Here is a 536-nt window from a genome sequence, read left to right on the forward strand (position 1 = left end):
CCAGCTGGTTTCGTCGCGCACCTCGCGCCGCGTAAAGCGGAACTCGCCCGGCGCCATGCCCAGGGTTGCGCTGCGGGCCGCGCCCCAGTCCCGCAGCAGCACGAGCAGGCGCCGCGTCTGCGGCGGCAGTTCGTCCAGCGTGCGCCCCAGCACCTCGTGCGCAATGCGATTGGCCAGCGCGATGTCGTCCCGGGTCGCCTCGATGTAGGCCAGCGTCTGGCCATTGTGCTGAACGGTTTTTACTTCCCGCTGATGCTGGTGCAGCAGGGTGATGGCCCGGATCAGGGTCAGGTATTTCATGTGGTCGCGCCGCATGCGCGTCTTGTCGTCCAGGAAGGTCAGCTGGTCGGCGTACGGGTTGACCACGCACACCGGCGCAATCAGCCGCTGCGCGTTCTTGTGGAGCGCCGTGATCGCCTGTTTGTCGTTCTGGGCCAGCATGCCGGCCAGGGTCTGGCGGCTGCGCTGGCGCGCGTGGATGGCGCGCGTCTGCTCGCGGCTCTCGTTCACCGTCAGCACCAGGCAGCGGTTCATCA

General features: G+C 67.9%; 1 pseudogene. It reads right to left on the reverse strand.

The features are described from left to right. Positions 1-536: pseudogene (locus F2P45_RS34445) on the reverse strand (DNA primase); the annotation flags it as partial.

It is taken from the genome of Massilia mucilaginosa (genome assembly GCF_011682145.1).
Taxonomy (GTDB): domain Bacteria; phylum Pseudomonadota; class Gammaproteobacteria; order Burkholderiales; family Burkholderiaceae_D; genus Telluria_A; species Telluria_A mucilaginosa.